Raw genomic sequence first — 25,697 nt, forward strand, 5'->3', positions numbered from 1 at the left:
CTGCGTTCAACGCATAGCATCTTGCTCATGGAGCAAGACATCGACGCGATCATCCGTCAGCGCATCCGGGGTCTGCGGCTGGCGAAGGGCTGGTCGCTGGACGCCCTTGCCGCCCGCTGCTTCATGAGCCCCTCCACGCTCAGCCGCATCGAGACCGGTCACCGGCGCATCGCCCTCGACCAGCTCGTCCCCCTGGCCCGGGCCCTGGACACCACCCTCGACGACCTCGTCGACTCCGGCGCCGAGGACGACGTCGTCATCCGCCCGCTGGCCGAGCACCGGCCGGGGGTCACCACCTGGCTGCTGTCGCGGGAGCGCGCGGTCGCCGGGGTCACCGTCGCCAAGACGCGGCTGAGCGCCGACCGGCACGACCACCACCGCACCGAGGGCGAACCCCGCGTCCACCCCGGGCGGGAGTGGTTCACCGTGCTGTCGGGACGGGCCCACCTCGAACTGGGCGACCGGACGTTCCTCGTGCACCCCGGCGAGGCCGCGGAATTCGACACGATGACCCCGCACCGGATCACCGCCGACGCCACCGCGGGGGACCTGGAGATCCTGTCCATCTTCGACCGCGACGGGGAGCGCACCCACCTGCGCACCGGCGACTGACCCCGCCCCGCGGCTCGTCTCAGCGCGGCCAGGGCAGCCGGGCGGACACCTCGAAACCCGCTCCGAGGCGGCCCGCGCGCAACCGCCCGCCCACCAGCTCCACGCGCTCGGCCAGGCCGACGAGCCCGAACCCCGAGGCCGGCGCCGCCCCGGCCAGGACCGGGGTCGCCCCCTCCCCGGACGGCCGGTCCACGACGGAGACCTCCAGGAACCGTCCGCGCCGGCCCTCGACCCGCACCTGCGCCCGGTGGCCCGAGGCGTGCTTGCGGACGTTGGTCAGGCCCTCCTGGACGACCCGGAACGCGGTGCGCCCCAACGCCTCCGGCACCTCCCCCGGATCGGCCAGGCGCACGTCCAGGTCGACGGGCGCACCCAGGGCGACCACCTCGGCGACCAGGCCCGGGACGTCGGCCAGGGTCGGTTGCGGGCGCGGGACCTCCGCCGGCGCGTCGTCCTGGCGCAGGACGCCGAGGATGTCGCGCAGGTCCTCCAGGGCGGCGTGCGCGCTGCGGCGGATCGTCGCCGCCGAGGCGACGACCTCGGGGTCGGCGGAACCCTCCAGCCGCACCTCCAGGGCCCCGGCGTGCATGCTGACCAGCGAGATCCGGTGGGCCAGCACGTCGTGCATCTCCCGCGCGATGCGGGAGCGCTCCACCGCCCGGGCCTGCTCGGCCCGCAGCTCCTGCTCGGCCCGGGCCCGCACGGCCTGCTCGCGCCAGGACGCCGCCAGTTCCCGGCGGCTGCGGACGTACATCCCCCAGGCGAGCACCGGCAGCAGCACCCCGACCAGCGCGATCGCCAGCACCCACCAGGTGACCGTCGGGTCCGGCCACAGGACCGCCTGCGCCACCCCGGTCACCGCCGCCCCGGCGGCCACCGCGACCGCGGCGGGCCAGCGCCGGCGCACGGCCACGGAGAACACCGCCACCACCGAGGCGAAGCCGACCGCCACGGAGAGCAGCGACGCGGCCACCAGCGCGACCGCGACCGCGACCGGCCACCGGCGGCGGAGGAACAGCAGCGGGACGGCCACCACCCCGAGCAGCGCGTCCACGACGAGCCACTCCTCGGCCCGCACCCCCCGCGCCTCCTCGAGCTCGAACCCGAGGACGGCCAGCCCGGTCCCCCAGCAGACCAGCACCAGCAGCAGGTCGCCCGCGACCCGCAGCGCGGTGGTCCAGCGCCCCGGGCGCCCGGGGTGCTCAGCAGCGCTCAGGTCGGTCACCCCGCCACCGTAGGCACCCCCCGGAGGGGTGTCGTGCCCCGAACGTCGCGACCGGGCAGCGACTCCCGTCGCCCCGGCGCGGGGGCGGGGGCGACGGGCGGGGGACGTCGGGCGGGGAGCGTCAGGCGGGGGGCAGGACCCGCGCGGCGCGGTAGCGGTCCACCAGGGCCAGCAGCGCCCGCTCGGTGCTGACGTAGCCGCCGAACCCCGCGAGCCGGCTGCGGGTCATGTCGGCCACGACCTCCAGCGGGCGGCCCAGGTCGCTGTCGCTGTGCCACCAGGATGCGACCCGCGACAGGTCGGGCTCGACGAGGTGGTGCTCCTCGACCAGGCGGGCCCACACCGCCTCCGCGCCGGCCATCTGCGCCTCCAGCGTCAGGGGCTCGGCACCGGGCCCGGCGGGTTCGACGCCGAGGTGGGCGGCCAGGCGCGGCCACAGCCTGCGCCAGCGGACCACGTCGCCGTTGACGACGTTGAACGCCGTGTCGGCCGCGGCGGGGGTGGTCGCCGCCCACAGCTGGTGGTCGGCGAGCTGACCGGCGTCGGTGAGGTCGACGACGCCGTTCCACTGCGCCTGCGAGCCGGGGAAGGTGAAGGGCCGCCCGGTGGCCGCGACGACGGCCGCGTAGGCGCCGAGGGTCGGCACGAGGTTCATCGCGTTGCCCACGGCGTAGCCGGTCACGGTGTGCGCGCGGTGCACCGACCAGGTGAACCCGTGGCGGGCGGCCGCGGCGAACAGCTCGTCCTCCTGGGCGTAGTAGAAGTTCTCCACCGGCAGCCGCTCGGCGTCCTCGAGGAAGGGCGTGTCGGGCAGGTCGCCCTTCCCGTAGGCCTCGAAGGGCCCGAGGTAGTGCTTCAGCCCGGTGACCAGGGCGGCGTGGCGCAGGGAGCCCTGCGGGCCCAGGACGGCCAGCAGGTCGCGCACCAGGCCGCCGTTGACGCGGACGTTCTCCGCCTCGCTGTCCCGGCGCGACCAGGCGGTGACGAAGACGTGCGTGGGGGCCAGACCGGCGAGGTTCTCCTCCAGGCTCTCCCGGGAGAGCAGGTCGGCGCGGACGTGCTCGACCCCCTCGACCGCCGGGGGCCGCCGGGACAGCCCCGAGGTGCGCCACCCGGAGGCGACGAGCTGCTCGGCCAGGGCGCTGCCGGTGATGCCGGTGGCGCCGACGACGAGGGCGTGGGCTCCGGGGGGCGGGGTGCGCAGGGGGGTGGGGGCGCGGTCGGGGAGGAAGGGCGAGGGGTCCGGCATGAGCACCACGGTAACCACGAACGTCACTACAGTGCTCATCGTGACGAGTGACGACACCGCCTTCACCGCCCGGCTCGCGCAGGTGCTGCGCGCCGCCCGCCAGGCCCGCGGCCTCACCACCGCGGCGCTGGCGCAGGCCTCCGGGGTGTCGCGGGGCTCGGTCGTCAAGCTCGAGCGCGGCGACTCCCAGCCCTCCGCGGCCCTGCTGGGGCGGCTCTGCGGGCCCCTGGGACTGACCCTGTCGGAACTGTTCGCCCGGGTCGAGGCGCGCACCGCGACCGGCCGCCTCGTGCGGGCCGCGTCGGCCCCGACCTGGACGGACCCGGTGAGCGGGCACCGCCGGCGCTCGCTGTCCCCCTCCCCCGCGGGACCCGCCCAGCTCACCGAGATCGTCCTGCCCGCCGGGGCCGCCGTGACCTACCCCGCCCAGGCCTACGCCGACCTCCACCAGCAGGTGTGGGTGCTGGAGGGGACGCTGGACCTCCTCGAGGGGACCGACGCGCACCGCCTCGGCCCCGGGGACTGCCTGGAACTGGGGGCCCCCGCCGACTGCACGTTCACCAACCCCGGGGACACCGCCACCCGCTACCTCGTCGTCGTGGCCCGGCGGCCCTGACGGGGCAGGTCGATGGTCACGGGAGTTCCTCCCCGGTCAGCGGGGACCTCCGGCGCGGGCGGGCACGGTGGAGTCACCGGGGAAGAACCGCCACCCGGCCCACAGCGCGACGTGGACGAAGGCCACGAGGACCGGCACCTCGATGAGGGGGCCGACGACCCCGGCCAGCGCTTGGCCGGAGGTGGCGCCGAAGGTGCCGATGGCCACCGCGATGGCGAGTTCGAAGTTGTTGCCGGTCGCGGTGAAGGACAGCGTGGAGGTCTTCGCGTAGCTCAGGCCGATGGCCTTCCCCAGGGCGAAGGAACCCCCGAACATGATGACGAAGTAGGCCAGCAGCGGCAGCGCGATCCGGGCCACGTCGCCCGGCTGCGACGTGATGGCGTCGCCCTGCAGGGCGAAGAGCACGACGATGGTGAACAGCAGCCCGTAGAGGGCGATGGGACCGATCCTCGGCAGGAAGGTGCCCTCGTACCAGGCGCGACCCCGGGCCCGCTCCCCCAGGGTGCGGGTGAGGAAACCCGCCAGCAGCGGGATGCCCAGGAACACCAGCACCGAGACGACGATGGCGCCGACGGAGAACTCCGCGCTGGTGGTCTCCAGGCCGAGCCAGCCGGGCAGGACCTGGAGGTAGAACCAGCCCAGCGCCGCGAAGGCGAGGATCTGGAACACCGAGTTGATCGCGACCAGCACGGCGGCGGCCTCGCGGTCCCCGCAGGAGAGGTCGTTCCAGATGAGCACCATGGCGATGCAGCGGGCCAGGCCGACGATGACCAGGCCGGTGCGGTGCTCGGGTTGGTCGGGCAGCAGCACCCAGGCCAGGGTGAACATCAGCGCCGGCCCGACCAGCCAGTTCAGCACCAGGGAACTCACGAGCAGCCGGCGGTCGGCGGTGACCCGCGAGGTCTCGGAGTAGCGGACCTTGGCCAGGACCGGGTACATCATCAGCAGCAGCCCGACGGCGATGGGCAGGCTGACCGAGCCGACCTCCACCGCGCTCAGGGCGTCGTCGAGACCGGGAACGACCCGGCCCAGCAGCAGCCCGAGGGCCATGGCGGCGACGATCCACACCGGCAGGAAGCGGTCCAGCACCGACAGGCGCGCCAGCACCGGGGTCCCGGGTCCGGTTCCGGGGCGGGGGTTCTCGGCGACCACGTCGCTCATCGGGCAGGTCCTTCCATCGACGTCCGTCGATGGCCGACCCTGCAGCACGCATCGACGTGTGTCAATATCGACAGACGTGAATGTCGAGTGCCACAGTGGACCCGTGCCTGCCGCGCCCACCACCCTGCCGCTCGTCGCCACGGCCGGCGCGACGGCGGGCGCCTGCTGCGCTCCCCTGACCGGGGAACCGCTCAGCGCCGAGACCGCCGCCGCCCTGGCCCGCACCCTCAAGGCCCTCGCCGACCCCGCCCGCCTGCGCCTGCTGTCGCTCGTCGCGGCCCACGAGGGCGGCGAGGCCTGCGTCTGCGACCTGACCGAACCCCTCGGCCTCAGCCAGCCCACCGTCTCGCACCACCTCAAGGTCCTGGTCGAGGCGGGGCTGCTCACCCGCGACAAGCGCGGGGTGTGGGCCTACTTCGCCGTCGTCCCCGAGACCCTCAACGCCCTCGCCGCCGTCCTCGTCACCCCCGCCCGCCCCGCGTCCTGAAACCCGAGGAGCCCCCTGCCGTGACCACCCCCCGCGTGCTGTTCGTCTGCGTCAAGAACGGCGGCAAGTCCCAGATGGCCGCCGGTCTGATGCGCGCCGTCGCCGGACCCGCCGTCGAGGTGGACTCCGCCGGGACGCGGGCGGGAACCGCCCTCAACGCCGAGTCGGTCCAGAGCCTGCGGGACGTGGGGGTGGACATCTCCGGCGGGCACCCGCAGCAGCTCACCGACGAGATGGTCGCCGCGGCCGACCTCGTCGTCGTCCTCGGTTCCGAGGCGCGGGTCGAGCCGGTCGGGGGAACCCCCGTCGAGGTGTGGGAGACCGACGAACCCTCCACCCGCGGCATCGAGGGCGCCGAGCGGATGCGCCTGGTGCGCGACGACATCGCCGCCCGCGTCGAGGACCTCGCGCGCCGCCTCGCCGCACCGGCGTGAGCCCCGCGCGCCGCGCCGCGCGCACCCCGCGGGACGGCTCGGTCGCAGAGGTCTTCTCCGCGTTCCTCGTGCTGGGCCTGACGTCGTTCGGGGGGCCCGTCGCGCACCTGGGGTACTTCCGCGAGGCCTTCGTGGTCCGGCGCCGCTGGCTCGGCGAACGCGCCTACGCCGACCTGGTGGCGCTGTGCCAGTTCCTGCCCGGCCCGGCGTCCAGCCAGGTGGGGATGGCCCTCGGCCTGCGGCGGGCCGGCCCCCTGGGCCTGCTGGCCGCCTGGACCGCCTTCACCCTGCCCTCGGCGCTGCTGCTCGTGGCGTTCGCCCTGGGGACCCGCGCGGCCGGGGTCGACCCCGGCGCGGGCTGGCTGCGGGGCCTGACCGCCGCGGCCGTGGCCGTGGTGGCCCACGCCGTGCTCGGCATGGCCCGCACCCTGACCCCGGACCGGGCGCGCGCCACCGTCGCCGTCCTGGCCCTCGTCGTCGCCGTGCTCGTCCCCACCGCGGCCGGGCAGGTGGCCGCCATCGCGATCGGCGTCGTCCTCGGGCTGACCCTGCTGCGCCACCCGGTGGGCGAGACCGACCCGGCGGACTCCCCCTCCCCCGTCCGGCGGCGGACGGGTGCGGCCCTGCTCGCCGCGTTCGCGGCGCTGCTCCTCCTGCTGCCGGTCCTCGCGGCGGCGACCGGCGACGCGGCCCTGGGCCTGGTGAGCAGCTCCTACCGCACCGGGTCCCTCGTCTTCGGCGGCGGCCACGTCGTCCTGCCGCTGCTGGAGGCCGACACCGTCCAGCGCGGCCTGGTCGGCGAGGACGCCTTCCTCGCCGGCTACGGCGCCGCGCAGGCCGTCCCGGGGCCGCTGTTCACCTTCGCCGCCTACCTGGGGGCCGTCCGCACGGCCGCCCCGACCGGCCTGGCCGGCGCGGGCCTGGCGCTGGTCTCGATCTTCCTGCCCTCGGCGCTGCTGGTCGGGGGGACGCTGCCGTTCTGGGAACGGCTGCGCCGCTCCCCCCGCGCCCAGCGCGCCCTGGCCGGGGCGGGCGCCGCGGTCGTCGGCGTGCTGGGCGCCGCCCTGCACGACCCGGTGCTCACCCACGGCGTCACCTCGCCCGCCACCCTGGCCGTCGCGGCCGTCGCCTTCGTGGCCCTCTCCTCGTGGCGGACGCCCCCCTGGGCGGTGGTGGCGGGAGCGGGCCTGGCCGGGGCCCTCGTCCTGTGAGACCGCGCCCGCCGGGCGCCGGCGCCGGGCCCCGCCGGCGCCACGGACGGCCCAACGGCCCCCCGCGCCGGGGAATGCGGGTGCCGCACCCGGCCTTGCAGGGGTCGTGACCACCATCGGAATCATCGGCAGCGGCAACATCGGCAGCGTCCTCTCCCGCCTCGCCGTGGACGCCGGCTACGACGTCGTCATCGCCAACTCCCGCGGCCCCCAGTCCCTGACCGACCTCGTGGACCGGCTCGGGCCCCGGGCGCGCGCCGGCACGGCGACGGAGGCCGCCACGGCCGGGGACCTCGTCGTCGTGACGGTCCCGCTGGGCCGCGTCGAGGACCTCCCCGCCGAACCGCTGGCCGGCAAGGTCGTCATCGACACCTGCAACTACTACCCGGAGCGGGACGGCGACATCGCCGCCCTCGACAGCCACGAGCTGACGACCTCCGAGTTCGTCCAGCGCCACTTCGCGGGGGCCCGCGTCGTGAAGGCCTTCAACAACATCTTCGCCCAGAACCTCGCCGACCTGCCCCGTCCCGCGGGGGCCCCGGACCGCACGACGCTCACCATCGCCGGCGACGACGAGGCGGCGGAGCGGACCGTCGCCGAGTTCATCGACGCCATCGGCTACGACACCTTCGACACCGGCAGCCTCGCGGAGAGCTGGCGCTTCCAGCGCGACCAGCCCGCCTACGCCGGCGCCTACACCGAGAGCGGCGACCCCGCCGAACCCCGGCGCCGCACCCCCGAGGAGCTGCAGCTCCTCCTCGACCGGGCCGACCGCTCCATCCGCTGACCCTCCCGCCGCGCGGCGGCCGGCCGCGGCACCGACCCGGTGCCCGGCCGGCCCGCCCGCGGCCTTCCCCCTCCCGCGGAGGGGGAACCGGGTCCCGGCCTCAGCTGACCGGGCGGGCGCTCGCGCGCGGACCCGTCCCCGCGCCGACGTACCCGCTGCCGCGCACCTCCACCTCGACGCCCGCGGCCTCCAGCACCGCGAGGACGTGACGCTCGGCGTCCCCGATCGCGTCCATCGACGGCGCCTCCTCGCACGCCACCCCCGCCACCGAGACCGTCTCGTCGGCCGGGGCGGGCAGGTGCTCCGTCCACGCCTGCACCCCGGCCCGCCGCAGGGCGGCCAGGCACTCCTCGTGGGAGGCGGTGCTCGGCACCAGCAGCACCGTCAGCAACCCACCGGCGAAGGGGTTCCGCGTCCCCGGGTCGGCCCGCAGGTCCACGGCGGCGGGGAACTCCCCCGCACCGCGCGTCCCCACCGGGCCGGGCGTCGTCGCTGCGTCGCGGAGGTCGATCACCATGGACCGCACCCTGGCACGGGAACCGGTGGCGCGGGGGCACTTCGAGGCGGTTGAGGACGAGACCACCGCGGGTCAGGGCCGACGCCGCAGGTTCCAGCCGCGCACCACCAGGTAGACGCCCCCGACCACGGCGCCGTAGGCCCCCCACCGCAGCGCCGCGTGGTCCAGCAGCGCCTCCCACGTGGTCGAACCCCCCGGACCCGACGGCCGGTGCGCGGCCGCCACGCCGTGGAAGGCGATCCCCGCGACGACGAGGACGGCCCCCACCACCAGCAGGGTCACCGCCCACCCGCGACCCCGGACGCGCTGCTGCTCCTCGGTGCTCACCCCCCGATCCTGGCGGATCCCCGCACGGGGCGGCGCATGACGACCCGCGGCCAGGCGTCCAGCCCCAGTTCCCGCTCGTGGCGCCGCACCGCGAGCAGGCCCGGACCGAGCTCGGCGTCGGGGACCACGGTGAAACCGAGACGGGCGTAGTACGGCGCGTTCCACGCCACCTCCGCGAAGGTCGTCAGCGTCACCGCCGCCAGCCCCTGCTCGCCCGCCCAGCCGGCCGCGGTGTCGATCAACCGCCGGCCCCACCCCCGGCCGGCGTGGGCCGGGTCCACCGACACCTGCTCGACGTGGGCGGCCCCGTCGACGACGTCCACCAGCAGGTAGGCCACCGCGACGTCGTCCCCGACCCCACCGGCCGCCCCGTCGTCGCTCGCCACCCACGCCCGCCCCCGCGCCCGGTAGGTCTCCAGGGTTCCCAGGCTCGGGGGGTCGTCGTCGGCGACGACCGCCATGCCGATGCCGCGGAAGGCGGTTCCCGCGGCCCGCTCGACGTCCTGCAACCGGCGCAGGTCGCGCGGCTCAGCCCGTCGGATCACACGGCACCCTGGCACACCGCCGGTGGTTCAGGTACCTGCTCCCGCCGGCGGACCCGCGTCCGCGCTCCCGCGCAGGACGGACGTCATCCTCTTCCCCCGGGCGACCTCGTCGACGAGCTTGTCCATCCACCGGATCCGCTGCATCAGCGGGTCCTCGATCTCCTCCACCCGGTGCCCGCAGATCACCCCGGTGATCTCCGCCGCGCGGGGGTTCAGCGCCGGGGCCTGCGCGAAGAAGGTCTCCAGGTCGACCCCGGAGGCGACGGCCTCCTGCAGCCCGGCGGGGTCGTGGCCGGTGAGCCAGCAGATGACCCGGTCCACGTCCTGCGGGTCGCGGCCCTTGCGCTGGACCTTGGCCACGTAGAGCGGGTAGATGCTGGCGAAGCTCGTGCCGAAGATCCGGTGCCGCGTCACGGTGGCCCCCTCGGGCGTCGCAGGACGTTCTCGCTCCCCGAGCAGGATCGTCCCGTCCCGGCGCCCGGTCAACGCGACGGACGCCCGGCCCGCACGACGAGGACCGCGTGGGGACGTCGTTCGCCCTCCTGCGGCCGCCGCGAGCGTTCGACCTCCACGAAACCCGCCGAGGTGAGCCGGCCCGCCATCTCGTCCACCGGCCACCGGTACGCCGTCGTGACCCGGTGCTCCAACGGCTCGCGCACCGGACCCTCGAAGAAACCCACGACCAGCGTCCCACCGGGTACCAGGAGCCGGCGGACGCCGAGCAGGGCGCCGTCCAGCCGCCCGGGTTCGACGTGGATGAGGGAGTACCACGCGAGCGCCCCGGCCACGGAGGCGTCCGCACGGTCCACGTCGGTCAGCGACCCCACCTCGAAGGGCACGCCCGGGTGGGCCCGACGCGCGTGGGCGACGAACTCCGGCACCAGGTCGATGCCCGTCACCTCGCACCCCGCGCCGTGCAGGTGACCCGTCAGGTGCCCCGGACCGCAGCCCAGGTCCAGGACCGGGCCGCTCAGGTGCGCCAGGTGCCGCTCGATCAGCCGCAGGTCGTCGGGGTGCACGACCTCCACCGATCCCAGCAGGTCGATGTACCGCTGCGCGAGGGAGGAGTAGGCCTCCTGGACGTCGTGGGGGTTCACCGCGCGCACGCTGCCCAGGGCCACCGGCGAGACCACGGCCGTCGGTCCCTCAGCGACCGCGGGAGCCACCACCGGGCCTGGTCCCACCGCCGGAGCGGGTGGTTCCGCGCGCCGGCCCAGCGGCCCGTCCGGGCGGACGCGGCAGGCCGTCCAGGGCCGCCTGCGCGGCCTCCCGCAGGACGCTCTCGCGGGCTCCCGCCTCACCGACGGCCTCGATGCCGCGGTGGACGGTCAGCAGCAGGCCGGCGAGCCGCGGGGCATCAGCGCCGGGGTCGACGTCGCCGTTGCGCTGGCAGGCCTCCAGGACGGCGGTGAAGGTCCGGCGCAGCTCCTCGAAGGCCGCCAGCGAACGAGCCGAGACCACCTCGTCGTGCTCGGCCAGTTCCGCCGCCCCCTTGGCCAGCAGGCAGGCGCGGTGGCCGGGTTCGGCGCTGGTCCGCGCGTGGTCCAGGAAGTAGGTGGTGAGCCGCTCGAACGCCTGCTCGTCGTCACCGTCGAGCCGGTGCGCCGTGGAGCCGACCGCCGCGGTGCAGTAGTCGTCGAAGACCCGGTGGAAGAGCTCGCGCTTGCCGCCGAACGCCCCGTACAGGCTGCCCTTGCCCAGGCCGGTGGCCGCCGCGATCGTCTCCATGCTCGTGCCGGCGAAACCGGTCGACCAGAACTGCTCGCGCGCAGCGGTCAGGACGCCGTCCTCGTCGAACTCCCTCGGTCTGCCCACCTGCGCAGCCTAGGCCGTTGTTGACGGAGTCGTCCAGAAAGCTCCAACTCGGGGACGGTTCGTTCCACGACCGAGCGGTGACGAGGGAAGAGGCACGACGATGGGTGGAGTCCTGGACGGCGAGGTGACCGTGGTCACCGGCGGCACGAGCGGGATCGGGCTGGGCCGCAGGCCGTCGGGGTGCGCTGCGACGTCGGGGACCTGAGCGACCTCGACGCCACGTCCGCCACGTCCGTGGAGGGCGTGCTGTTCGGGGCGCAGGGGGCGGTGCGCGACCTCGCCCGCAGCTGGACGCTCGACGCGCAGGAGAACGGCTTCCGCGTCGACGTCCTCAGCCCCGGACCGACCCGCACCCCCGGCCTGCTCGGGATCGTCCCCGAGGACCAGCAGGACGACTTCGCCGAGGCCCTGGACGCCGCTGCGTTCGTCAACGGGGCCGAGTGGTTCGTGGACGGCGGGCGCACCAGCGCCTGACCGGCAGCGAGCCGGTCTCCTCGCGACCGTGCCGGTGCCCGGCCGGCGCCCGCCGGGTCCGTCGTCGGTCCACCGGGCCCGACCCGGGGCGGGGCACCTAGCAGGTCGTGCCCTCGTCCGGTTCCACCCCGGCCACCAGGTACGTGTCGACGGCGGTGTCCACGCACCCGGACCCCGTGCCGTAGGCGGTGTGCCCGTCGCCGTCGTAGGTCAGCAACCGCCCCGAGGAGAGTTCCCGCGCGAGGTTCTCCGCCCACGGGTAGGGCGTCGCGGGGTCGCGGGTCGTGCCGACGACGAGGATCGGCCCGGCGCCCTCGGCGCGCACCGCCCGCACCTCCCCGACGGGGGGGACCGGCCAGTTCGTGCAGGCCAGCGAACCCCAGGCCAGGAACGGCCCGAACGTCGGCGACGCCGCCTCGAACCGCGCGACGGTGTCCTGGACCTGCGGCAGGGTCTCCGCGTCGTCGCGGTCCAGGCAGTTCACGGCGTAGATGACGGTGCTGGAGTTGTCGAGGTAGGTGCCGTCCGCGCCGCGGTGGGCGTAGGCGTCGGCGAGGGCGAGCATCGCCGTGCCGTCGCCGGCGAAGGCGCTGGTGAGGGCCTCGCTCAGCTGCGGCCACAGCGCCTGCGCGTAGAGCGGGTAGGCCAGGCCGAGGTAGCCGAGGCCCTGCACGAGGTCGCGGCCGGTGCTCGTCGGCAGCGGCCGCGCGTCCAGGGAGGCCAGGAAGGCCCGCACCTGCGCGACGCCGTCGTCGACGCCGCCGGTGAGCGGGCAGTCGTCGTCGCCCAGGCAGCCCTGGACGTAGGAGCGCAACGCGACCTCGAACCCGGCGGCCTGGCCCGCGTTGACCTCCTCGCTGCTCAGCGCGGGGTCGAGGACGCCGTCGAGGACGAACCGCCCCACCCGCTGCGGGAACAGCTCCGCGTACCAGGCGCCGAGGTAGGTGCCGTAGGACTTCCCGAGGTAGTTCAGCTTGTCGTCGCCGAGGGCGGCCCGCAGCACGTCCACGTCCCGCGCGACGGAGCGGGTGTCGACGTGGGCCGCGAGCGCGCCCGCGGCCGCGCACCCCTCGCCGAGGGCGGTCACGCGCTCGTCCAGCGCCTGCACCTCACCGGCGTCGTCGGGGGTGGGGTCGGTGGCGAGGAACTCGTCGACCGCGGCGTCGGGCAGGCACCGCAGGGGCGCGGAGGCGCCCACGCCCCGGGGGTCGAAGCCGACGACGTCGAAGTGGTCGCGGACCGTCTGCGAGGTGACGCCCTCGGCCGCCCGGGCGTACTCGACGCCCGAGGCGCCCGGCCCGCCGGGGTTGAGGACGAGGGAGCCCAGCCGGTCGTCGCCGGTCGCGGAGGTCCGCAGCCGCACCAGGGCCAGCGAGAGCGTCTCCCCCGCCGGGCGGGCGTAGTCGACGGGGACGGTCAGCCGGGAGCACTCGAAGCCGCCGGAGCAGTCCGCCCACTGCAGGTCCTGGCCGTAGAACGCGGCGAGCGCCGGGTCGGTCGCGGCCTCGCCCTCGACGGCGGAGGCGGTGCCGACCGGGGAGGGGTCGGGGCTGGAGCCGCCGAACACCGAGCAGCCGGAGAGCACCAGCGCGGCCAGCGGCGCCGCGACCCACCGCCGCGGGACGGGTCGTCGACGGGTGCGCATGGTGCGACCAGGCTACGGGACGTCGCCCGGTGACCGGTGGGGCGCGCGCAGGGTGAGGGCCAGCGCCTCGATGGCCAGCAGCGGCGCGACGTTCTGCGCCAGCCGCTGCCGGGCCAGCTGCACCGCGTCGGCCCGGCGCAGGACGTCCTCGGGCGTCGAGGAGGCGGCCATGGCCCGCACGTCGCCGGTCATGTCGGAGTTCACCAGCTCCACCGGCGCCCCGAGCTGCACGACGAGGACGTCGCGCAGCAGGCCCAGCAGGTCGACGAGGGAGCGGTCCAGGACGTCGGTCTGGTGGCGGCGGGCGCGGCGCTTCTGGTCCTCCTCCAGCTGGCGGACCTGCCCCCGCACCGCCGGCGGGACGGTCGCGACGCCGTCGGCGCCCAACGCCCGCAGCAGCTCGGCCCGCTCGCGGGCGTCGCGCTCGGTGGTGGAGGCCCCGGCCTCCTCGGCGGCGACCTCGACGAGCTCGCCCGCCGCGACGACCGCCTCCCCGACCCCGCGCAGCCGCTGCGGCAGCCGCAGCACCTCGCGGCGGCGGATGCGGGCCCCCTCGTCGCGGGCGAGGCGGCGGGCGAGGCCGACGTGGCTCTGCGCGGCGCGGGCGGCGAAGGCGGCCATCACCGGGTCGATCCCGTCGCGGCGCACCAGCAGCTCGGCGACGGCGTCGGCGGGCGGGACGCGCAGCGGGACGTGGCGGGCGCGGGAGCGGATGGTGGGCAGGACGTCGTCGACGGCGGGCGCGCACAGCAGCCAGACCGTCTGCGGGGGCGGCTCCTCGATGGTCTTGAGCAGGACGTTGCCGGAGGTCGGGTTGAGCCGGTCCGCGTCCTCGACGACGACGACCCGCCACCGGGCGACGGAGGGGCGGCGCTGCGCGGTGGCGATGAGCGGCTCGACGTCCTCGCGGCGGATCTGCATGTGCTCGGTGGTGAAGACCGTGACGTCGGCGTGCGAGCCGGCGAGCGCGGTCCGGCAGCCGGGGCAGGCCCCGCAGCCGATCTCGACGGGGTCCTCGCAGGCCAGGGCGGCGGCGAAGGCGCGCGCGGCGGTGGAGCGCCCCGACCCGGGCGGGCCGGTCAGCAGCCAGGCGTGGGTCATCCCCACCGTCCCGCGCCGGGCCGCGCGGGCGGCGCGGGTGAGGACCTCGACGGCGGGGCCCTGCCCGACGACGTCGTCCCAGACGCTCACCGGGCACCGGCCCCGGCCGGGACGGGCGAGGGCAGCCGGGGCGCGAGGTGCTCGCGCAGCCTCTGCTGCACGACCTCGGGGGAGGTGGAGGCGTCGAGGACGAGGTAGCGGGCGGGGTCGCGGGCGGCGAGCAGCAGGAACTGCTCGCGGACCCGGGCGTGGAAGGCCTGCGACTCCGCCTCCATCCGGTCGTCGGCGGCGCGCCCGGCGCGGCGGCGGGCGGCGGTGGCGGGGTCGACGTCGAGGACGACGGTGAGGTCCGGCAGCAGCCCCTGCGTGGCCCACGTCGACAGCGTCTCGACCTCCGCGGCGGGCAGGTCGCGGCCGGCGCCCTGGTAGGCCAGGGAGGAGTCGACGTAGCGGTCGGTGAGGACGACCGCGCCCCGGTCCAGGCCCGGGCGCACGACCTCCGCGACGTGCTGGGCGCGGTCGGCGGCGAACAGCAGCGCCTCGGCGCGCGGGCTCAGCGGCTGCTCCTCGCCGCGGTGGTTCAGCAGCACCTCGCGCAGCTCGCGGCCGGTGGCGGTCCCGCCCGGTTCGCGGGTGACGACGACCTCGTGCCCGCGCTCGCGCAGCCACTCGGCCAGCAGCGTCGCCTGGGTCGTCTTGCCCGAGCCGTCGCCGCCCTCGAGGGCGACGAAGCAGCCCCCCGCCGGGCGGGGGGCGCGCACCGGCGCCACCTCGGCGGGGCCGTGCCGGCGCAGGGCCCGGACCAGGTCGGCCCACAGGGGGGTGCCGCGCCGGTCGTCCATCTGGCGCAGGGCCAGCACCCCCGCGACCCCGGTGACCACGCCCGCGAGCGCCATGGCCAGCGCCGCCCCGGAGTAGGTGACCGACCAGTGCGGGCTGGGGGCCAGGGTCCGCTCCCCGAGGAACCGCGCCACCCAGGGGGCGACGAGCATGACGGCGATGATGACGACGCGGGTGCTGGAGCCGACGAAGGAGAACGTCCGCCCGCGCACGTCGTCGTCGACCTCCAGGCCCAGCAGCGTGTAGGCGGAGACGTAGGCGAGGCCGGTGAAGAGCCCCAGCGCGACGACGAACAGCGCGGCGACGACGATGTCGCCGACGAGGGCGACGAGGACGAGGGCCACCCCGGCCGCCGACAGGGCCAACCCGAAGGTCCGGCGCCGGCTCAGCCCCGACAGCCACCGCGGGCCCTGCCACACCCCGAGGGCGACCCCGGCGAAGACGGCCATGACGACGACGCCGTAGCCGGGGTCACCGGCCCCGAGGCCGGTGACGAAGGCCCGCCCGAGCCCGAGGACGACCCCGCCGGCGCCGAAGGCGACGAGCATGCCGAGCACCAGGCCCCGCAGCAGCGGGGAGCCCCCGACGAAGCGCCAGCCCTCGACGATGTCGCGCCCCAGGGTGGGGGCCAGCCCGCCCCGGCGCGGGCGCGGGGTGCGCGGGGGGATGTCCAGGCGGGCGATGACGAGCGCGGCGACGAGGAAGGTGGCGGCGTTGACGTACATCGCGAGGTCGGACTGGTGACCGGCGAGGAAGGGCAGGGCGTTGTCGAGGACCCCGGTCAGCAGGGTCAGCAGGATGAAGGCGAGCCCGGCGACGGGGGCCGAGCCGTAGGTGGCGACGAGGCTGATCCGGTTGGCGGCCTCCAGCCGCTCCTCCGGCACCAGGTTGGGCACGGTGGCGTCCTTGGCCGGGCCCCAGAACAGCGTCACCAGCTCGATGAGCAGCGTCGCGACGAACAGCCAGGTGAGGCTGGCGACGATCGGGATGGAGAGGAAGAGCCCGAACCGCAGCACGTCCCCCACGACCATCGTCAGGCGGCGGTCGAGGCGGTCGGCGAGGGCCCCGGCCAGCGGCCCGAGCAGCGCCGCGGGGGCGAGCTGGAGGATGAAGACGGTGGAGACGGCCACGCTGGTCTGCGTCGCGTCCCCCACGGTGAGCCCCGCGGCCGTGCCCAGCTTGGCGAGCATGCCCAGCCAGTCCCCGAAGCTGGAGAGGGTGAGCGAGAGCCACATGCGGCGGAAGTCGGGGTGGTTCCGCAGCAGCGCCCGCACGTCGTGGTCCGGGGCCGCGGCGTGGGGCGTTGCTGCGGGTTCGGTCACGTCGCCAGGGTAGAGGCCGTGCCCGACAGCTCCGCGCGCTCGGCCACGGGCTGCGCGGGGTCCGCGACCGGGCCCGGGCGGGGGCGGGTGGCGCGCCGCTCCAGGGCGCGGGCCCCGCGCAGCAGCGGCTGCTCGACGACGCGGTGGGCGACGAGCCCCGCGACCTGGCAGCCGGCGAGGACGAGGAGGACGACGGCGAGCTGGAGCACCACCCCGGCGGCCCCGCCCGGGGTGGGCAGCACCGCGCTGACGACGACGGCGAGCAGCGTGACGAGGGGCACGTGGACGAGGTACAGGGCGTAGGAGGCGTCGCCGAGGCGGGCGAGCAGCGCGGGCACCCGCAGGCGGCCGTCGCGCTCCAGCCGGGCCAGGCCGGCGACCGCGAGGGCGGCACCGGTGCCGACGACGAGCGCACCGGCGGTGGCGTCGCGCAGCAGCGGCCCGTGCACCGACAGGTCGATCCAGGCGGGCACCAGCAGCGCCAGCCCGGCGGTGAGCAGCGCCCCGCCGTGGCCGCGGTGGCGCAGGACGAGGAGGCCGGCGGCGATGCCGAGCAGGAACTCGAGGTTGACGGGGTTGGTCGCGACCCGCCACCACGGGGAGCTCGCGTCGGGGAGGGCGAGGTGGCCGACGAGGACGAACGCCCCCCAGCCCACCAGCACGGCGCGGGCGGCCCACCGCCCGGCGCGGGCGGCGACCAGGGCGAGGGTGAAGACGGCGTAGAAGCCCATCTCGTGGACCAGCGTCCAGCCGACCAGCAGCAGCGGTTCCCCGCTCTGGGGCAGCAGGAGGAAGGAGGCGAGCAGGTCGGTGCCCGCCAGGCCGCCCTCGCGCAGCCCGGGGACGACGACGACGGCGGCCAGGACGGCCAGCGTCACGACCCAGTAGACCGGGTAGACGCGGCTGGCCCGGCGCCAGGCGAACCGGCCCAGCGAGGTGGTGGGCGCCCCCTCCAGCAGCGCCCCGCCGGCGGTGACGGCCATGACGAACCCGCTGACGACGAAGAAGACGTCGACGCCCGTCATGGCGGGGTACCACAGCGGCTGGAGCAGCGAACGGTCGAAGACCTTGTGCTCGAAGGCCGTCGGGCCGGCGAGGTGGACGACGACGACCATCGACGCGGCCAGGGCGCGGACGGCCTGCAGCGTCGCCAGCCGGGGAGGGCGGGCGGGGATCGCGGGGAGGGGCACGAGTCAGCACCCTGCCGGGGCGGGGGACCCCGCCCGGGGGCTTCCGCCCGTCTTCACCCGCCCGCGAGGGGAAGCCGACGCTGCGTGTCGGTCCCCTCACGCGGGCGGGGCGGGTCAGGACTCCGCCGCGGCCGTCTTCCTGGCCGTCGTCTTCTTCGCCGCGGTCTTCTTCGCGGCGGTCTTCTTGACCGTCGCGGTCCCGGTGGTCGTCTTCGCCGCCGTCTTCTTCGTCGCCGTCTTGCGCGCGGTCTTCTTCGCCGGCCCCTTGGCCCGCTTCTCGGCGAGCAGCTCCGCGGCGCGCTCCAGCGTCACCGTCTCGGGGTCGTCGTCCTTGCGCAGCGTCGCGTTGGTCGTGCCGTCGGTCGCGTACGGGCCGAAGCGGCCGTCCTTGATGACGATGGGCTGACCGGACTCCGGGTCGGCGCCGAGCTCCTTCAGCGGGGGCTTGGCCACCTGGCCGCGCCGCATCTTGGGCTGGGCGTAGATCGCGAGGACCTCGGGCAGGGTGATGGAGAAGATCTGGTCCTCGGTCTCCAGCGAGCGGGAGTCCGTGCCCTTCTTCAGGTACGGCCCGTAGCGGCCGTTCTGCGCGGTGATCTCGTCACCGGTCTCCGGGTCCGTCCCGACCACGCGCGGCAGCGACAGCAGCTGCAGGGCCTGCTCCAGCGTCACGGAGTCCACCGACATGTCCTTGAACAGCGACCCGGTGCGCGGCTTGACCTTCGCCGCCTTCTTGGCCGCGCGCTTCTTCGGCGCCCCCTCGGCGGGCTCCTCCGGCGCGGGCGCCGGGGCGTCGTCCTCGACGAGCTCGGTGACGTAGGGCCCGTAGCGGCCCACCCGCGCCACGATCGTCCGCCCCGACTCCGGGTCCTGGCCCAGGACGTTGTCGCCGTCGGACTGCGAGGTCAGCAGCTCCCGCGCCTTGTCCACGGTCATCTCGTCGGGCGCGATGTCCTCGGGAACCGACGCCTTCAGCAGCTCACCGGTCTCGACGTCGGGACCCTCCAGGTAGGGGCCGTAGCGGCCCACCCGCAGGACGATGCCCTCCCCGATGGGGATGGTGGAGATCTCGCGGGCGTCGATGGAACCGAGGTCGTCGGCCAGGCCCTTGATGCCGTCCAGCGCCGCCCCGCCGCCGGAGCCGTCCGGCCCGTCCGCGACCACGGCCCCGGCCGTCGGGCCGGCGGCCCCGAAGTAGAACCGCGTCAGCCAGTCCACGCGCTCGGCCTCCCCGCGCGAGATCGCGTCGAGGTCGTTCTCCATCCCGGCGGTGAAGTCGTAGTCGACGAGCTTGGGGAAGTGCTCCTCCAGCAGCCGCGTCACCGCGAACGCCAGCCACGACGGCACCAGGGCGGAGCCCTTGTACGTCACGTAGCCGCGGTCGACGATCGTGGAGATGATCGAGGCGAACGTCGAGGGACGCCCGATCCCCTTCTCCTCCAGCGCCTTCACCAGGCTGGCCTCGGTGTAGCGGGCCGGCGGGGACGTCTCGTGCCCGGCGGTGGCGAGGTCGGAGGCGGTCAGCGGGTCGCCCGCGACGACCTGCGGCAGGCGGCGGTCCTCGTCGCCCGCGCCCTCGGAGTCCGCGTCGCGGGTCGCGTCGCGCCCCTCCTCGTAGGCGGCGAGGAACCCGCGGAAGGTGATGATCGTGCCCGAGGCGGAGAACTCGGCGTCGCGGCCGTCGTCCGTGGTCGCGCCGAGGCGCACCGTCGCGGTCGTCCCGCGGGCGTCGTGCATCTGCGAGGCGACGGTGCGCTTCCAGATGAGGTCGTACATGCGGAAGTCGTCCCCGCGCAGCTCGCCGGAGACCTGCGCCGGGGTGCGGAACGTCTCCCCCGCCGGGCGGATCGCCTCGTGGCCTTCCTGCGCGTTCTTCGACTTCGACGCGTACGCCCGCGGGGAGTCCGGCACGTACTCCGGCCCGTACAGCTCCCGCGCCTGCGCCCGCGCCGCCGACAGCGCCTGCGAGGACAGCTGGACGGAGTCGGTGCGCATGTAGGTGATGTAGCCGCGCTCGTAGAGGCCCTGCGCGGTGCGCATGGCCTGGCGGGCGTTCAGGCGCAGCTTGCGGGAGGCCTCCTGCTGCAGCGTGGAGGTGATGAACGGCGCCGCCGGGCGGCGGGTGTACGGCTTCTCCTCCACCCCGCGCACCGCGAAGGAGGCGCCGTCCAGCCCGTCGACGAGGGCCTGCGCGGCGGGGACGTCGAGGTGGGCGACGTTCGCGCTGGACGCCTTCAGCCGCCCGTCGTCGCCGAAGTCGCGGCCGGTGGCGACGCGCTTGCCGTCGAGGCTGGACAGGCGGGCGGAGAAGGCGGAACCGGCCTGCTCGCCGGTGGCGGTGAAGGTGCCGGTGACGTCGGCGTAGCCGGCGGCGACGAAGGCCATCCGCTCGCGCTCGCGCTCCACGCAGAGGCGGGTGGCGACGGACTGCACGCGACCGGCGGACAACCCCGCGCGGACCTTGCGCCACAGCACCGGGGACAGCTCGTAGCCGTAGAGGCGGTCGAGGATGCGCCGGGTCTCCTGCGCGTCGACCATGCGGTCGTCGATGTCGCGCAGCTCGCCGACGGCCTGCTGGATCGCCTCGCGGGTGATCTCGCCGAACACCATGCGCCGGTAGGGCACGCGCGGTTCGAGGGCCTGCACGAGGTGCCAGGCGATGGCCTCGCCCTCGCGGTCGCGGTCGGTGGCGAGGATGAGCTCGTCGGCGTCCTTGAGGGCGCGCTTGAGCTCGTTGACCTTCTTCTTCTTGTCGTCGTCGACGACGTAGTACGGCTCGAAGCCGTGGTCGACGTCGACCGCGAACTTCCCGTACGGGCCCTTCTTGACGTCCTCGGGCAGCTGGGAGGGCTGGGGGAGGTCGCGGATGTGGCCGTAGCTGGCCTCCACCTGGTACCCCGGGCCCAGGTACGTCGAGATCTTGTCGATCTTGCTCGGGGACTCGACGATCACCAGTCGGCGCAGTCCGTCACCGGACGCTCGCGTTCCCTGGGACTTGCCCGCCACTGGTCCTGCCTCTCACTGCCGGATCGCTGTCCGCCCCGCCGAGTGGATCGACGGGGCGCGGAGCCAATGTCGCACGCCGTGCCCGGCCCCGTGCAACCGGCGCGTCGCCGGGGACGGCGATCCCGGCGTCAGAGCAGCAGCAGCCCGTCGGCGACCAAGTCGCGCACCCGGGGGTAGAGCCGGGCGCGCACGGCCCCGACCTCCTCCTCCCCCAGCACCGCGAGCCCGGCGGTGATCTGCCCCACCGTCAGCTCCCCGTCGCACGCCCCGACGAGGCCGGCGAGGTCCCCGTCGACCTGCGCGACGCGGCGCAGCCCGCCGCCCTGGCGCAGCAGCACGATGCGCGGGTCGGGGTCGCCGGGGGTGTGGAAGCGCTCGTCGGTGACGTCGGGGGCCACGGTCAGGGTGAGGTCGCCCAGGTCCTCCACCCCGGCCATCCGGTCGTGCACCGCGAGCCCCGCCGCGAAGACCTCGCCCAGCGGGTCGCTCAGCGCCGCCAGGTTCTCCTCGAAGCGGCGCAGCGGGGCCCCCGCGCGCAGCGGCCGGCGCAGGGTGACGACCCCGAAGCCGACGCCGGTGACCCCGCGCGCGGCGAAGTCGTCCAGCCACGCCGCGTACAGCTCGTCGAAGCGGGGACCGGGCTTCTGCCCCCCGTCGCGGATCCACGTCTCCGCGTACAGCGCCGGGTCGGCGACCTCGCGCTGCACGACCCACGCGTCCAGCCCGGTGCCCTCCAGCCAGCTCTCCACCCGCTGCGACCAGCTCTGCCCCTCGTGCAGCTCCCAGTTGCCCAGCAGCTGCGCCACCCCGCCGGGAGCCAGCACCGACCCCACCCCGCCGACGAGGCGCTGGACCAGGGAGTCCCCGGGCATCCCGCCGTCGCGGTACTCGTAGGTCGGCACCGCGGCGGTGCGGGGGGTGATGACGAACGGCGGGTTGGACACCACGAGCCCGAACTCCTCCCCCGCCTCGACGGGCTCCAGCAGCGACCCCTGCCGCAGGTCCAGAGCGACCTCGTTGAGCGCGGCGTTGACGGCGGCCAGGTCCAGGGCGCGCTCGGAGGTGTCGGTGGCGGTGACCCGCCGGGCGTGCCGGGAGGCGTGCAGGGCCTGGATCCCGCAGCCGGTGCCGATGTCCAGGACGCGCTCGACGGGGGTCCGCACCGTCGCCGAGGCCAGGGTCAGCGACGCCCCGCCGACCCCGAGGACGTGGTCGGCCGACAGCTCCGAACCCGTCGCGAGCTCGCCGAGGTCGCTGACCAGCCACCAGTGCGCGGTCCCCGCGGCGTCGTCGACGGAGTAGGGGCGCAGGTCCACCAGGGGACGCACCTCGTCCCCGGGCGCCTGCCCGGCGGCGCGCACCAGCCCGAGCCGCTCCGCCCCGGCCGTCCCGGTCCGCGGCAGCGCCGCGTCGAGGGCGGCGCGGGTCACCGGGCGCCCCAGGGTCGCGCAGCGCAGCAGGACGGCCGCGGGTTCGGCGGACCCCTCGGTGGCCCGCAGCGCCGGCAGCGGCTGCTCGCGGTCCAGCGCGGCGGAGGCGACGTCGCCGACGAGCCGGCCGACCCCGTCCACCGTGTAGTCCGCGGCGCGCAGGTCCTCGCGCAGGGCGGCGAGGAGTTCACGGGGACCGCTGGGGGCGCTGGTGCTGGTGCTCACGTGGGGCGAGTCTGCCCCACCCGCGCGCGGGCGCCGGGACGGGCGGTCACGGCAGCCGCTCCGCGCTGTCCCCGCTGCGCAGGTCCACCCCGGTCGCCGGGCCGGTCGGGGCGGCCATGTCCACCCGCCGGACCTTGCTCACCACGACGGCCACGACGATGACGACGGTCGCGGCGGCGGCGATGCCGTAGCGGGCCGCGGCGTTGGCCTCGGCCCCGATGGACAGCGTCACCACGGCCGGGGCGATGAGCAGCGCGACGAGGTTCATCACCTTGATGAGCGGGTTGATGGAGGGGCCCGCGGTGTCCTTGAACGGGTCGCCGACGGTGTCGCCGATGACGGTGGCCTCGTGCGCCGCGGAGCCCTTGCCCCCGTGCAGGCCGTCCTCGACGAGCTTCTTGGCGTTGTCCCACGCCCCGCCGGAGTTGGACAGGAACACCGCCATGAGGACCCCCGCCGCGATCGCGCCGCCGAGGAACCCCGCCAGCGGGGCCACGCCGAGGCCGAACCCGACCGCGATGGGCGCGAACGCGGCCAGCAGCCCCGGGGTGGCGAGCTCGCGCAGCGCGTCGCGGGTGCAGAGGTCGACGACGCGGCCGTGGTCGGGCTGCTCGGTCCCGTCCATGATCCCGGGGTGGTCGGCGAACTGGCGGCGGACCTCCAGCACGACCGCCGCCGCCGAACGGCCCACGGCGTTGATGGCCAGACCGGCGAAGAGGAACACCGCGGCCGCCCCCAGCAGCACCCCGACCAGCGTGGTGGGGGTGGAGACGCTGAAGTCCCCGATGGTGCGCTGCAGGTACTGCGAGGGCGTCTCGATGGCGACGGCGACCTCGTTGATGCGGTTCACCACCGCCTCCTGGTAGGAGCCGAACAGCGCGGTCGCGGCGAGCACCGCGGTGGCGATGGCGATGCCCTTGGTCACGGCCTTGGTGGTGTTGCCCACCGCGTCGAGCTCGGTGAGGACCGCCGCGCCCTCCGCGTCGACGTCGCCGCTCATCTCGGCGATGCCCTGGGCGTTGTCGCTGACGGGACCGAAGGTGTCCATCGCGACGATGACCCCGACCGTCGTCAGCAACCCGCACCCGGCGAGCGCGACGAGGAACATCGCCAGGGCCAGGACCCCGCCGGCGAGCAGGAAGGCCAGGAACACCGCCCCGGCGATGACGAGGGTGGTGTAGACCGCCGACTCCAGGCCCAGGCCGATGCCGGAGAGCACGACGGTGGCCGCGCCGGTGGTGGAGGCGTCGGCGACGTCGCGGGTCGGCTTCGCCTCGGTGCCGGTGTAGTGGCCGGTGATGGCGAGGATGAGGACCGCGAGCAGGATCCCCAGCAGGACCGCGGCGAAGGCGATGACCCGGGGGTCGCCGTTGAGCCCGGCGACGGACTCGTCGGCGCCGCTGAACTCGGCGAAGGTGGCGGGCAGGTAGGCGAAGCAGGCGATCGCGGTCCCGGCGAGCGCCACGGCGGCGGAGAGGTAGAACCCGTTCTGGATGGAGGTGAGCCCGCTGGTCCCGGGCCGGGCCCGGACCAGCACCACCCCCAGCGCGGCGGTGATCGCGCCGATGGCGGGCACGAGCAGCGGCAGGACCAGCCCGGTCTCCCCGACGGCGGCGCTGCCGAGGATGACGGCGGCGACGATGGTCACGGCGTAGGACTCGAAGAGGTCGGCGGCCATCCCGGCGCAGTCGCCCACGTTGTCGCCGACGTTGTCGGCGATGGTGGCGGGGTTGCGGGGGTCGTCCTCGGGGATGCCCTGCTCGATCTTGCCGACGAGGTCGGCGCCGACGTCGGCGGCCTTGGTGAAGATCCCGCCGCCGACGCGCATGAACATCGCCAGCAGGGCGGCGCCGAAGCCGAAGCCCTCCAGGACGGTGGGGGCGTCGGCGCCGAAGGCGAGGACGGCGACGGAGGCGCCCAGCAGCCCCAGGCCGACGGTCGTCATGCCGACGACGCCGCCGGTGCGGAACGCGATCCGCATCCCCCTCTCCCGGCCCCCGGCGCCCTCGCGGGCGGCGGCGGCGACCCGGACGTTGGCCCGCACGGCCAGCGACATCCCGAGGTAGCCGATGGCGGCGGAGAACACCGCGCCCAGGACGAACGCGGCGCTGCGCGCGATCCGCAGGTCCCAGCCATCGGCGGGCAGGGCCAGCAGGAGGAGGAGGACGGCGACGGCGAACCAGGCGAGGGTGCGGAACTGCCGGCGCAGGTAGGCCGCGGCCCCGTTCTGCACGGCGCCGGCGATCTCCTGCATGCGGGCGGTGCCCTCACCGGCCTGGAGCACCTGCCGCCGGAACACCCAGGCGGCGACGAGGGACAGGAGGGCGGTGACGGCCACGGCGAGGGCGATGCCCTGCGCGGAACTGGACAGTTCGGGCACGGTGGGGGGCATCCGTCCTCCTCGACGTGTGATGACCTTGATACGCACAGTAGGCCAGCGACGTCGGGAGTGCTACACCCGCGATCGACGGTGATCGCGGGCGGTGGGACGGGGGCGGATCAGTACGGGAAGCGGGAGCCGCTCTCGACGGCCTGGCGCTGCCAGCTCAGGACGACACCGCCGGTGCCGGCGCTGCGGCGGCTGGTGTCGGCCACCCCGGCCATCAGCGCCAGCGAGAGGGGGTCGGCGTCGGGGAACCCCGCCGCGCCCTCGGGCAACGGCTCCCCGTGCTCGTCGCACCGGACGACGGTGACGTCGAGGCGGTCCTGGTCATCGCGCAGCTTCATGTCGACCAGCCCGGCCGCCTGCGGCGGGCCGCTCACGCCACCGGCGACGGCCCGCGCGCAGGCCTCGCCGATGGCGATGCGGATCTCGTCGAGCTGGTCCTCGCCGAAACCGGCCCGCCGGGCCACGGAGACCGCGACGAGCCGCGCGGTGCGCACGTGCTCGGCCAGCGGCGAGAACCGCAGGGTGACGGTGGGCACGGTGTCGACGGCTCCTGCTGCTCGGGGACCCGGGGGCGGGTCAGGAGGTGGCGTTCGCCTCGTCGGCCGCCGCGGACGCGGCGATCGCGTCGGCGACGGTGTCGTGGATCGGGAAGACCTTGGTGAGCCCGGTGATCCGGAACACCTTGAGGATCTTCTCGCGCTGGCACACCAGGTGCAGGGAACCGTCGTGGGAGCGGACGCGCTTCAGCCCGCCCACGAGGACGCCCAGACCGGTGGAGTCCAGGAACTCCACGCCCTCCATGTCCACCACCAGGTGGTGGTGCCCGGCCCCGACGAGTTCGTTCAGCCGCTCGCGCAGGGTCGGTGCCGTGTACACGTCGATCTCGCCGGACACCTCGACGACGGTCCGGCCGCCCTCTTCGCGGCTGGTCACCGACAGGTCCACTGGGACCCCTCCTCGCTGCTGGTCAAGTGCTCGCTGGTCGCGGAGCAGACGTGCGTGCTGTGGGCTGCGTTCGAGGGCGGTGCTGCCGTGCCCTCCCTGGCATTCAACCATCGCGCTGCGTGAGCGGCCTGTCCAACCCGGGTC

General features: G+C 75.5%; 25 protein-coding genes. 7 read left to right on the top strand and 18 right to left on the bottom strand.

The genetic code is table 11. The features are described from left to right. Positions 1 to 27: 27 nt before the first annotated feature. On the top strand, positions 28 to 612 hold the full coding sequence (locus tag KRAD_RS08595; protein ID WP_012085168.1) for a helix-turn-helix domain-containing protein: 585 nt from the start codon (positions 28 to 30) through the stop codon (positions 610 to 612). Positions 613 to 631: 19 nt separating this feature from the next. Here the strand turns inward: KRAD_RS08595 and KRAD_RS08600 are convergent, their stop codons facing one another. Beyond that, positions 632 to 1,837 (bottom strand): sensor histidine kinase, encoded by a 1,206-nt coding sequence (locus KRAD_RS08600; protein ID WP_012085169.1) that lies wholly within the window; start codon positions 1,835 to 1,837, stop codon positions 632 to 634. 121 nt (positions 1,838 to 1,958) lie between these two features. Continuing rightward, a complete protein-coding gene (locus tag KRAD_RS08605) occupies positions 1,959 to 3,086 on the bottom strand; it encodes an SDR family oxidoreductase (protein WP_012085170.1) in 1,128 nt (375 codons plus the stop codon). A 31-nt stretch (positions 3,087 to 3,117) separates the two neighbouring features. Here KRAD_RS08605 and KRAD_RS08610 point away from each other — a divergent pair, with 31 nt between their 5' ends. Then, the gene (locus KRAD_RS08610) at positions 3,118 to 3,702 is read left to right on the top strand and encodes a helix-turn-helix domain-containing protein (protein ID WP_012085171.1); all 585 of its coding nucleotides are present in this window, start codon (positions 3,118 to 3,120) and stop codon (positions 3,700 to 3,702) included. Positions 3,703 to 3,738: 36 nt separating this feature from the next. On the opposite strand, the gene arsB is transcribed toward KRAD_RS08610, so the two are convergent. After that, entirely contained in the window at positions 3,739 to 4,863 is a 1,125-nt protein-coding gene (gene arsB / locus KRAD_RS08615) for an ACR3 family arsenite efflux transporter (RefSeq protein WP_041291981.1), read from the bottom strand. A gap of 103 nt (positions 4,864 to 4,966) precedes the next feature. On the opposite strand from arsB, the gene KRAD_RS26955 reads away from it, so the two are divergent. The 4 genes from KRAD_RS26955 (at position 4,967) to KRAD_RS08635 (ending at position 7,782) form a co-directional block, all read left to right on the top strand. Then, a complete protein-coding gene (locus KRAD_RS26955) occupies positions 4,967 to 5,350 on the top strand; it encodes an ArsR/SmtB family transcription factor (protein WP_012085173.1) in 384 nt (127 codons plus the stop codon). 20 nt (positions 5,351 to 5,370) lie between these two features. After that, positions 5,371 to 5,784 (top strand): arsenate-mycothiol transferase ArsC, encoded by a 414-nt coding sequence (locus KRAD_RS08625; protein WP_012085174.1) that lies wholly within the window; start codon positions 5,371 to 5,373, stop codon positions 5,782 to 5,784. Further along, the gene (gene chrA, locus KRAD_RS08630; RefSeq protein WP_012085175.1) at positions 5,781 to 6,995 is read left to right on the top strand and encodes a chromate efflux transporter; all 1,215 of its coding nucleotides are present in this window, start codon (positions 5,781 to 5,783) and stop codon (positions 6,993 to 6,995) included. The genes KRAD_RS08625 and chrA overlap by 4 nt, the downstream gene beginning before the upstream one ends. 106 nt (positions 6,996 to 7,101) lie before the next feature. Further along, the gene (locus tag KRAD_RS08635) at positions 7,102 to 7,782 is read left to right on the top strand and encodes an NADPH-dependent F420 reductase (protein ID WP_012085176.1); all 681 of its coding nucleotides are present in this window, start codon (positions 7,102 to 7,104) and stop codon (positions 7,780 to 7,782) included. 100 nt (positions 7,783 to 7,882) lie between these two features. Here the strand turns inward: KRAD_RS08635 and KRAD_RS08640 are convergent, their stop codons facing one another. From KRAD_RS08640 to KRAD_RS08665, 6 genes are all read right to left on the bottom strand, one after another. Beyond that, on the bottom strand, positions 7,883 to 8,299 hold the full coding sequence (locus KRAD_RS08640; RefSeq protein WP_012085177.1) for a hypothetical protein: 417 nt from the start codon (positions 8,297 to 8,299) through the stop codon (positions 7,883 to 7,885). 72 nt (positions 8,300 to 8,371) lie between these two features. Then, a complete protein-coding gene (locus tag KRAD_RS08645; RefSeq protein WP_041291982.1) occupies positions 8,372 to 8,626 on the bottom strand; it encodes a hypothetical protein in 255 nt (84 codons plus the stop codon). Next, positions 8,623 to 9,171, bottom strand: coding sequence for a GNAT family N-acetyltransferase (locus KRAD_RS08650; protein ID WP_012085179.1), 549 nt, complete (start codon positions 9,169 to 9,171; stop codon positions 8,623 to 8,625). Before KRAD_RS08650 ends, KRAD_RS08645 begins: the two co-directional genes overlap by 4 nt. Positions 9,172 to 9,198: 27 nt before the next feature. Next, positions 9,199 to 9,585, bottom strand: a complete 387-nt coding sequence (locus tag KRAD_RS08655; protein WP_012085180.1) for a DUF2200 domain-containing protein — start codon at positions 9,583 to 9,585, stop codon at positions 9,199 to 9,201. Between the two features lie 68 nt (positions 9,586 to 9,653). Beyond that, positions 9,654 to 10,268 carry a class I SAM-dependent DNA methyltransferase gene (locus KRAD_RS08660; protein ID WP_049821448.1) on the bottom strand — a complete coding sequence of 205 codons (615 nt, stop codon included), beginning with the start codon at positions 10,266 to 10,268 and terminating at the stop codon, positions 9,654 to 9,656. A 49-nt stretch (positions 10,269 to 10,317) separates the two neighbouring features. Beyond that, a complete protein-coding gene (locus tag KRAD_RS08665) occupies positions 10,318 to 10,986 on the bottom strand; it encodes a TetR/AcrR family transcriptional regulator (protein WP_012085182.1) in 669 nt (222 codons plus the stop codon). 180 nt (positions 10,987 to 11,166) lie between these two features. Between KRAD_RS08665 and KRAD_RS08670 the strand changes: the two genes are divergently transcribed. Next, positions 11,167 to 11,460, top strand: coding sequence for an SDR family oxidoreductase (locus tag KRAD_RS08670; protein ID WP_041291983.1), 294 nt, complete (start codon positions 11,167 to 11,169; stop codon positions 11,458 to 11,460). 97 nt (positions 11,461 to 11,557) lie between these two features. Here KRAD_RS08670 and KRAD_RS08675 read toward each other — a convergent pair whose 3' ends face one another. The 9 genes from KRAD_RS08675 to KRAD_RS08715 all read right to left on the bottom strand — a co-directional run bounded on the left by KRAD_RS08675 (position 11,558) and on the right by KRAD_RS08715 (position 25,553). Next, positions 11,558 to 13,105 carry an alpha/beta hydrolase gene (locus tag KRAD_RS08675; protein ID WP_012085184.1) on the bottom strand — a complete coding sequence of 516 codons (1,548 nt, stop codon included), beginning with the start codon at positions 13,103 to 13,105 and terminating at the stop codon, positions 11,558 to 11,560. A gap of 12 nt (positions 13,106 to 13,117) precedes the next feature. Next, on the bottom strand, positions 13,118 to 14,296 hold the full coding sequence (locus KRAD_RS08680) for a DNA polymerase III subunit delta' (protein ID WP_012085187.1): 1,179 nt from the start codon (positions 14,294 to 14,296) through the stop codon (positions 13,118 to 13,120). After that, positions 14,293 to 16,368, bottom strand: a complete 2,076-nt coding sequence (gene tmk / locus KRAD_RS08685) for a dTMP kinase (RefSeq protein ID WP_049821127.1) — start codon at positions 16,366 to 16,368, stop codon at positions 14,293 to 14,295. Before tmk ends, KRAD_RS08680 begins: the two co-directional genes overlap by 4 nt. Next, positions 16,365 to 17,558 (bottom strand): acyltransferase family protein, encoded by a 1,194-nt coding sequence (locus KRAD_RS08690; RefSeq protein ID WP_041291984.1) that lies wholly within the window; start codon positions 17,556 to 17,558, stop codon positions 16,365 to 16,367. Before KRAD_RS08690 ends, tmk begins: the two co-directional genes overlap by 4 nt. Positions 17,559 to 17,672: 114 nt before the next feature. Next, positions 17,673 to 20,564 carry a type I DNA topoisomerase gene (gene topA / locus KRAD_RS08695; protein ID WP_012085191.1) on the bottom strand — a complete coding sequence of 964 codons (2,892 nt, stop codon included), beginning with the start codon at positions 20,562 to 20,564 and terminating at the stop codon, positions 17,673 to 17,675. A gap of 128 nt (positions 20,565 to 20,692) precedes the next feature. Next, complete coding sequence (locus tag KRAD_RS08700) at positions 20,693 to 22,219, bottom strand: DUF7059 domain-containing protein (protein ID WP_012085192.1); 1,527 nt, start codon at positions 22,217 to 22,219, stop codon at positions 20,693 to 20,695. A 46-nt stretch (positions 22,220 to 22,265) separates the two neighbouring features. After that, the gene (locus tag KRAD_RS08705; protein WP_012085193.1) at positions 22,266 to 24,611 is read right to left on the bottom strand and encodes a sodium-translocating pyrophosphatase; all 2,346 of its coding nucleotides are present in this window, start codon (positions 24,609 to 24,611) and stop codon (positions 22,266 to 22,268) included. A 107-nt stretch (positions 24,612 to 24,718) separates the two neighbouring features. Further along, positions 24,719 to 25,144: an ATP-binding protein gene (locus tag KRAD_RS08710; RefSeq protein WP_012085194.1), complete on the bottom strand. Its 426-nt coding sequence runs from the start codon at positions 25,142 to 25,144 to the stop codon at positions 24,719 to 24,721. 40 nt (positions 25,145 to 25,184) lie between these two features. Further along, positions 25,185 to 25,553: an STAS domain-containing protein gene (locus tag KRAD_RS08715; RefSeq protein WP_012085195.1), complete on the bottom strand. Its 369-nt coding sequence runs from the start codon at positions 25,551 to 25,553 to the stop codon at positions 25,185 to 25,187. Positions 25,554 to 25,697 lie beyond the last annotated feature (144 nt).

This window comes from Kineococcus radiotolerans SRS30216 = ATCC BAA-149 (genome assembly GCF_000017305.1).
GTDB lineage: Bacteria > Actinomycetota > Actinomycetes > Actinomycetales > Kineococcaceae > Kineococcus > Kineococcus radiotolerans.

Bases quoted from the DNA above. Each gene is read 5' to 3' on its own strand.
- KRAD_RS08595 (WP_012085168.1), top strand. From the start codon at position 28: ATGGAGCAAGACATCGACGCGATCATCCGTCAGCGCATCCGGGGTCTG.
- KRAD_RS08605 (WP_012085170.1), bottom strand. From the start codon at position 3,086: ATGCCGGACCCCTCGCCCTTCCTCCCCGACCGCGCCCCCACCCCCCTG.
- arsB (WP_041291981.1), bottom strand. From the start codon at position 4,863: ATGAGCGACGTGGTCGCCGAGAACCCCCGCCCCGGAACCGGACCCGGG.
- KRAD_RS08640 (WP_012085177.1), bottom strand. From the start codon at position 8,299: ATGGTGATCGACCTCCGCGACGCAGCGACGACGCCCGGCCCGGTGGGG.
- KRAD_RS08675 (WP_012085184.1), bottom strand. From the start codon at position 13,105: ATGCGCACCCGTCGACGACCCGTCCCGCGGCGGTGGGTCGCGGCGCCG.
- KRAD_RS08705 (WP_012085193.1), bottom strand. From the start codon at position 24,611: ATGCCCCCCACCGTGCCCGAACTGTCCAGTTCCGCGCAGGGCATCGCC.